This window comes from Acetomicrobium mobile (assembly GCF_937920065.1).
This window is the reverse complement of the sequence record NZ_CALETC010000183.1, coordinates 1-7,049: the sequence shown is the minus strand read 5'-3', so window position 1 is coordinate 7,049 and position 7,049 is coordinate 1. Positions and strand designations below refer to the sequence as shown.

Sequence of the window (7,049 nt, the reverse complement as noted above, 5' to 3'; positions counted from 1 at the left end):
GAGGCGAAGTCTACATGACGAAAGAAGATTTTGCTTTGCTTAATCAAGCTCGAGAAGAAGAGGGAGAGCAGCCTTTCGCTAATCCTAGGAATGCGGCTGCGGGAAGTTTGAGGCAACTTGATCCTAGTGTGACGGCCAAGCGCCGGCTTCGTTTATTTGTATATCATGTAGTTAATCCGGAAAAGCACGGTCTTTCATCGCAATATCAAGCCCTTTCTTGGCTTCGAGAAAGAGGATTTCCAACTCAGGGGAACGAAAGACTTTGCAAGAGTTTTGACGAATTATGGGATTATATTGAGGAATGGCGAGAAAAGAGGCACTCACTTTCCCATGTTACTGATGGTGTGGTAATAAAAGTTGATGATTTGAGTACATATGAGCTTCTTGGTACGACAGCAAAATCCCCGAGGTGGCAAGTTGCCTTTAAGTATCCCGCCGAAGAACAGAGGACCCGTTTACTAAGGATAGAGATTTCAGTTGGAAGAACGGGCGTACTCACACCTGTTGCTATTTTAGAGCCGGTAAGGCTTTCAGGTACTGTTGTGCAACGCGCCAGCTTGCACAACGATGATGAGATAAAACGCCTTGATGTACGTGAGGGGGACTTCGTATATGTCCGTAAGGCGGGTGAGATAATACCAGAAGTGGTTCGTGTTGACTACAGTGCCAGAACGGGCCAGGAAAAGCCCTTTGTTATGCCAAAAAACTGTCCCGTTTGCAGGGCAGAGGTAATTAGGTTGGTAGGCGAGGTGGCTCACCGTTGCCCAAATCGGTCTTGCCCTGCTCAGTTGAAGGAAAGTATTCGGCATTTTGCTTCTCGTGACGCCATGGATATAAAGGGTTTGGGTGAAAAGATTATAGAGCAATTAGTAGACAGGAAATTAGTCAGTGACTTTTCTGACTTGTACAAGTTGACGAAGGAAGATTTGATGTCCTTGGATAGAATGGGGCCAAAGTCCTCTGAAAATTTGATCGCTGCAATAAATAATTCTAAGAATAGGCCACTTTCCAGGCTCATTTATGCCCTCGGCATCAGATACGTTGGCTTGAGGACTGCTGAGATTTTAGCTGAGAGGTTTAAAAGCATTGACGAATTGGCCAAGGCAACTACTGCCGAATTATCCAGCATTCCTGGGATAGGTCCCCAGATAGCCTCGTCAATTGTTGCATTTTTTAAGGACGAAAAGAACCTTGCCACTCTGAGAGAACTGGCTAAATGTGGCGTTAAAATGTCTGAGGAGGAAATAAAACGTGAGGTTGGTCCATGGGAGGGGTGGCGGATTGTTTTTACCGGAGAGCTTGAGAGGGCTTCAAGAAGCGAGGTTGAGGCGATAATAAAAAGTTTGGGAGCCATTCCTGCCAGCTCGGTTAGCAAAAATGTGACCATGGTAGTGGTAGGCAGTAATCCCGGGAGCAAACTGGCCGCAGCTCAAAGGCTAGGTGTTAAAATTGTTGATGAGCAAGCTTTCTGGAATTTGGTCGATGAAGCTAGGTCAAAAAAAGGAAATAGGAAGTAAAAAATAGTCAGATTAGGAGGTTGAGTCTATGGACATTACGCCAGAAGAACTAGTTGAAGAAGTAAGGCGCATGGCACGATTAGCTATGATCGAATTAAACAAAGAAGAGACGAAACAAATAGCAGAACAATTCAAAAGTATATTAGACCAACTTCAAACTTTACGGGAACTGGATACAAGTGATATAAACCCCTTTCCATTGGAGGACAGAGATCCAACACCATGGCGTAGTGATGAAGTAGTATTATGGAATCGCTATAACGAGGTTCTTTCGCAAGCTCCCGCGTCTGAAGATGGTTACTTTAAAGTGCCACAAATAGTGAGGGACGATCGAAATGAAGAATAGCAAGTTTTTGAAATTCTCAGCCTTTGATTTGATGTCAGGATACAGCAAAGGGGAGTTTATCGTTTCCGATGTGATAGAGACGGTGTTGGAATACATAGAGATAAACGAAAGAAATTTAAATGCATTGATAACCCCAATGTACGAAGAAGCCCGCTCGAGGGCATGGATGCTTGACGCTGCTTTGGCAAGGGGCGAAGATCTGGGACCGTTGTTCGGAGTTCCTGTAGTGATAAAGGATAATATTACGACTGATGGAGTACGAACGACTTGTGGCAGCAGAATGCTCGAGAATTGGATTCCCCCCTTCAGTGCCCATGTTGTAAGATGCTTAGAACGAGCTGGAGCCGTGGTGATCGGCAAGGCCAACATGGATGAGTTTGCCATGGGAAGTTCTACCGAGTATTCCGCCTTTGGACCAACACTTAATCCTTGGGATTTATCAAAGGTTCCGGGAGGAAGCTCTGGTGGAAGCGCGGCATCGGTTGCCGCAGGTTATGCTCCCATAGCTTTGGGAAGCGATACAGGGGGATCTATAAGACAACCTGCTGCCTTTTGTGGAGTATATGGATTAAAACCTACCTATGGTTTGGTCAGCAGATATGGCTTGGTGGCCTTCGCCTCTTCCTTGGACCAAATTGGTCCCTTTGCGCGAGACCTGAAGGATTTAGCCTTAGTTCTACAAATAATTTCGGAGCCGGATGATTGCGATGCGACCTGCGTCATAAAAGAAAGACCAAACTATTTGGAATTTTTGAATGAAAGCTCCCTTGAAGGGTTCAAAGTTGGTTATTTGTCTGACTACAAATTACTGGAAATAGATGAGGAAGTTAAAAAGGCTGTTACTGAGGCCTTGAAAATATGCCAGGATGCAGGGGCAGAAATAATCGAGGTTGAACTACCAATCTCAGCGCGATATGGACTTCCTTGCTATTACACTATAGCGCCAGCTGAGGCGAGCTCGAGTTTAGCCCGTTTTGACGGGGTTCGATACGGTTTTTCCGTAGAAGCCGAGGATTTACAAGAGCTCTACCAAAAAAGTCGCGGGGGCGGGTTTGGCCCTGAGGTAAAACGAAGGATACTCATAGGCACTTTTGTCTTAAGTTCAAGCGGTTATGAAACTTATTATTTACAAGCCCAAAAAGCGAGACAGCTTGTCGTTAAGGAGTTTGATGAAGTTTTCCTCAAGGCTGACGTCCTGTTACTTCCTGCCACACCGACGTTGCCCTTTAAGCGCGGAGAAAAGATACTGGACCCGGTAAAGGTTTATATGGCTGACCTTTTTACCATTCCGGTAAACCTTGCCGGTTTGCCAGGTTTGTCCATGAAGGTGTCTTCCAGCTCTTCAGGCTTACCAGTAGGGATTCAGCTTGTGAGCAAGAAATTTTGCGAAGGCGATATACTAAAAACGGCCTCTATTATAGAACGAGCTGTGGGCCCGGCTACAACTATCATGGGAGGCGATCGAAAATGAACGAATTTATTCCCGTCATAGGACTTGAAATACACGTACAATTGGCCACGAAATCTAAGATGTTTTGTTCATGTTCGACAGACTATATAGGGGTTAAGCCTAACAGCCATGTATGTCCTATTTGCTTGGGCTTGCCTGGTTCACTTCCCATGATCAACGAGAAAGCCATCATGTACGCCATTCGGACCGCCTTGGCAATGCGATGCAAGGTTAATACTCGTACGATTTTTCATCGAAAGCATTACTTTTACCCGGACCTTCCAAAGGCTTATCAAATTAGTCAATACGATTTACCACTTGCTGTTGACGGTTACCTGGAAGTAAGCGACGATGATGGCAAAACGCAAAGGATCAGAATACAAAGGCTACATCTGGAGGAGGATGCGGGAAAATTAGTGCACTCTACCGCAAGCGGGAGGTTAATGGGTGCAGAATACTCCTTAGTTGACTGTAACAGGGCAGGCGTTCCTTTGATGGAAATAGTTACACATCCCGACATAGCTTCCGCGAAACAGGCAAGGGAATTTGTATCTAGATTACGCCAATTAGTTAGATACCTAGGTGTTTCAGATGGGGATATGGAGGCGGGCTCCTTGAGGGTTGACGCTAACATTTCTATCATGGAGCCTGGATGCGAATACGGCGAAAAAGTTGAAGTCAAAAACATGAACTCATTACGAGCCCTGGAGCGCGCACTTGAGTACGAATATGAAAGGCAAAAAGAGGCTAAAAAGGAAGGTAAAGCCATAGTTAGCGAGACCAGGCATTGGGACGATGGCTCAAATATCACCATATCAAGCAGAAGCAAAGAAGAGGCCGAGGATTATCGCTACTTCCCTGATCCAGATCTTCCGCCGCTAGTAGTGGACGAGCGTGTCATTGTTCAATTGTGTAAGGGGCTGCCCGAATTACCGTGGGAGGTGCTGGGCAGATTCATGAGTGATTACGGTTTGTCCTCAGACGAAGCAGAGGTTCTTACCGAGCGAAGGGATGTGGCCCTTTTAATGGATGAGCTCGTTAAAGAAGGGGCATCAATCAAAGTGGCATCTAATTGGATAAGGACGGAGATTTTGAGGGTGTTGAACGAAAGAGGCATTTCCGCTGAAGATCTCCCAGTGCAGACCAGCGAAATTGCAGGACTTCTTTTGCTGGTTGATAGGGGCGACCTTTCAACGACGGCTGCAAAAGAAGTTTTTAACTTAATGTTGGAAAAGTCGATAAATGTCGAAGAAGCCGTCAAGATCCTGGGACTTAGCACTGGCAAGCTGACCGGTCCTGAATTGGAAGCCGTGATTGACAAAGTCTTATCGGAGAATTCTGACGTCGTCGAGGAAATCAGGGCAGGTAAGGACAAAAAAGGGAAAAAGATAAAATTCTTGCAAGGCATCGTAATGCGAGAGACTAAAGGTCAGGCAGATCCAAAAGAGGTACAATCGTTTATCATGAGCAAGATTTAAATTAAGGGGGTAGGACGATGGGAGCGCGTAAGCCTGAAGACACAAGAACAATTGCTATAGCCGCTCACGGAGGTGCAGGAAAAACATCTTTGGTCGAGGCCATGCTTTATGACGTGAATGTAATTAGTCGCATGGGAAGGATCGAAGAGGGCAATACGGTAAGTGATTTTGATCCGGAAGAACAAAAAAGACAAATCTCGATTAATACGTCTATTGTAACATTCGACTATAAGGATAAAACTTTTTTTATTCTTGATACCCCTGGTTATGCGGATTTCGTTGGAGATTTGCGCTCCGGGATGAGGGTAGCTGATTCGGCGGTTATCCTTATAAGTGGCGTTGATGGCGTAGAAGTGCAGACAGAAAAGGCCTTCGATTTTGCTGATGACTTTTCCATTCCCGTCGTTTTTTTCGTTAACAAGCTGGACAGGGACAACTCAGATTACAACGCAATATTAAAGGAAATACGGCAAGTTCTAACCGATAGGGCCATTTCTTTGTATTTACCAATTGGCAAAGAAAGTAATTTTAAAGGCGTGGTCAACGTCTTGACCGGGAAGGCATATCTCTACAAAGGGGACGGAAGCAAGGATTACGAGGAAACATCTTTTCCTGCCGAGTTAGAGGAGGAGCTGGCATTAGAAAGAGAGGCGTTGATAGAAAGAATTGTCGAAGTTGACGACGATTTAATGATGCGTTATCTGGAAGGAGAAGAGCTAAAAGAGGAAGAGCTTATTGTCGCCCTAAAAAAAGCGATACTTGATAGAATCGTGATGCCTGTATTGCCTGGCTCGGCTATTGCAAACGTTGGAATTTTTCAGCTTTTGGATGTTATGAGCGATGTTTTGCCATCTCCGCTGGATATGTTTCCAAGAAAGGCGATAGATGCAGAAGGAGAAGAGGTCGAGGTAAAGCCGGATCCTGACGGAAAATTTAGTTCTCTTTGCTTCAAGGTCATGGTTGATCCTTACGTTGGCAAACTTTCTTTTGTACGAGTGTTTTCGGGGACATTAACTTTGGATCAATCCGTGTATGTTGTCAATAAGAAGACTGAAGAACGGATAGGCTCTTTGAGGTTTATGAGAGGCAAGGATGGAAAGGACGTAAAGGAAATCACCGTTGGCGACATCGTGGCGATACCGAAACTTCAGACCGCCACGGTTGGGGATACCATAGCAGTTAAAGGCGTGGATTTCGTGTTTCCCCCAATTCAATTCCCCGATCCCGTATATAGCTTAGCCATTGTCCCTAAAAGCAGGGCTGACGAAGACAAGCTGTCTAATGCAATCCACAGGATACTTGAGGAAGATCCGACGTTGCGCTACGAGAAAAACGCGGAGACAGGCGATCACCTTTTGTCCGGGATGGGAGACCTGCATTTAGATATAGTGTTATCACGCATTAAAGAGCGATATGGCGTTGAACTTGAAACCCGTTTACCTAAGGTTCCCTATAGGGAGACCATTAGAAAACCCGCCAAGGCTCAAGGTAGGTATAAAAAGCAGACAGGAGGCAGGGGGCAGTACGGTGATGTATGGCTTGAATTGCAACCGCTGGAGCGAGGAGCGGGAGTGGAATTCGAGGATCGAATCGTTGGTGGAGTTGTGCCTAAGCAATATGTCCCTGCCGTCGAAAAGGGCTTAAGAGAGGCAGCTCAAAAGGGAGTACTTGCAGGTTATCCAGCCATAGATTTTAAGGCAATACTTTACGATGGGTCCTATCATGAAGTGGATTCCTCCGAAATGGCCTTCAAGATAGCTGCTTCCATGGGCTTTAAGAAATGTTTTGTGGAAGCATCTCCTGTATTACTAGAACCTATAATGAACGTGGAGGTTGTGGTGCCAGAGGAATATCTGGGAGATGTAATGGGCGACTTGAATTCTAGACGAGGAAGGATCATGGGAATAGAAGGCAGAGGGAGGTTCCAAGTCGTTAAGGCTCAGGTTCCCCTGGCCGAGATGTTCAGGTATGCCATCGTGCTGCGTTCCATGACTTCAGGCCGCGGCAATTTTTCCATGGAGTTTTCCCATTATGAAGAGGTTCCTCAGGATCTGGCTAAAAAGATTATCGCTCAAGTGCAAGCTGAAGGAGAAGGAGAAGCAGCCTCTGGCAAATAGCATCCATATTGCCACTGAATCGTCGAACAAACAAAAGTAATAATAAGCGGGAGAACAACTCCCGCTTATTATTACTCCAGGGCCAGAAGAAGCTTTTTGTTTTTCTCTGCTCCTTAAAGCTCCCCTAGTATCTTTAACAAA

Annotated in this window: 5 protein-coding genes; all 5 read left to right on the top strand. The window is 45.6% G+C overall.

From position 1 onward, the window contains the following. Positions 1–1,517 (top strand): NAD-dependent DNA ligase LigA (ligA, locus tag Q7P41_RS07255; RefSeq protein ID WP_303883173.1); only part of this gene is annotated, 1,517 nt, incomplete at its 5' end. 28 nt (positions 1,518–1,545) lie between these two features. Continuing rightward, entirely contained in the window at positions 1,546–1,863 is a 318-nt protein-coding gene (gene gatC, locus Q7P41_RS07250; RefSeq protein WP_303883172.1) for an Asp-tRNA(Asn)/Glu-tRNA(Gln) amidotransferase subunit GatC, read from the top strand. Further along, the gene (gatA, locus tag Q7P41_RS07245) at positions 1,853–3,334 is read left to right on the top strand and encodes an Asp-tRNA(Asn)/Glu-tRNA(Gln) amidotransferase subunit GatA (protein WP_303883171.1); all 1,482 of its coding nucleotides are present in this window, start codon (positions 1,853–1,855) and stop codon (positions 3,332–3,334) included. The genes gatC and gatA overlap by 11 nt, the downstream gene beginning before the upstream one ends. Further along, complete coding sequence (gatB, locus tag Q7P41_RS07240; protein ID WP_303883170.1) at positions 3,331–4,791, top strand: Asp-tRNA(Asn)/Glu-tRNA(Gln) amidotransferase subunit GatB; 1,461 nt, start codon at positions 3,331–3,333, stop codon at positions 4,789–4,791. The genes gatA and gatB overlap by 4 nt, the downstream gene beginning before the upstream one ends. Before the next feature lie 17 nt (positions 4,792–4,808). Beyond that, on the top strand, positions 4,809–6,908 hold the full coding sequence (fusA, locus tag Q7P41_RS07235) for an elongation factor G (RefSeq protein ID WP_303883169.1): 2,100 nt from the start codon (positions 4,809–4,811) through the stop codon (positions 6,906–6,908). Positions 6,909–7,049 lie beyond the last annotated feature (141 nt).

Excerpts from the sequence above, each read along its gene's own strand:
- gatC (WP_303883172.1), top strand. The coding sequence starts at position 1,546 with ATGGACATTACGCCAGAAGAACTAGTTGAAGAAGTAAGGCGCATGGCA.
- gatA (WP_303883171.1), top strand. The coding sequence starts at position 1,853 with ATGAAGAATAGCAAGTTTTTGAAATTCTCAGCCTTTGATTTGATGTCA.
- gatB (WP_303883170.1), top strand. The coding sequence starts at position 3,331 with ATGAACGAATTTATTCCCGTCATAGGACTTGAAATACACGTACAATTG.
- fusA (WP_303883169.1), top strand. The coding sequence starts at position 4,809 with ATGGGAGCGCGTAAGCCTGAAGACACAAGAACAATTGCTATAGCCGCT.